Source organism: Actinoplanes awajinensis subsp. mycoplanecinus (assembly GCF_001509495.1).
Lineage (GTDB): Bacteria > Actinomycetota > Actinomycetes > Mycobacteriales > Micromonosporaceae > Actinoplanes > Actinoplanes palleronii.
In genome coordinates this window covers 1-292 of sequence record NZ_LLZH01000228.1, presented here as the reverse complement: position 1 = coordinate 292, position 292 = coordinate 1, and the positions used below count along the sequence as shown (strand labels likewise).

Annotated in this window: 1 protein-coding gene; it reads left to right on the top strand. The window is 67.1% G+C overall.

Going from position 1 to position 292, the window contains the following annotated elements; all coding sequences use genetic code 11:
• Positions 1-91: 91 nt before the first annotated feature.
• The coding region (locus tag ADL15_RS22795) for a transposase family protein (protein WP_198170966.1) at positions 92-292 on the top strand (201 nt) is incomplete at its 3' end.

Here is a 292-nt window from a genome sequence, read left to right as displayed (position 1 = left end):
CAGATGTGGATGGCCCGGGGATCGATAGGTGCGAGGCTCCAGGTAAGACAGCAGTCGACCAAGATCCGATGCCCCGACCGGGAGCCTCGCTGTGCTGTCTTACCCCGCCAAGATCCCGTTGTCCAGTCGTACGCTGAACCACCTCGCCGACCGGATCCGCGCCCACCGCCGCCAGCGCCGCTCCCGCTGGCGTCGCCTGAACCCCGGTGAACAGGCCTTACTTGCACTCGCGCACCTGCGTAACGGCGACACCTACACCCGCCTGGCTGCCGGGTTCGACATCGGTGTGGCC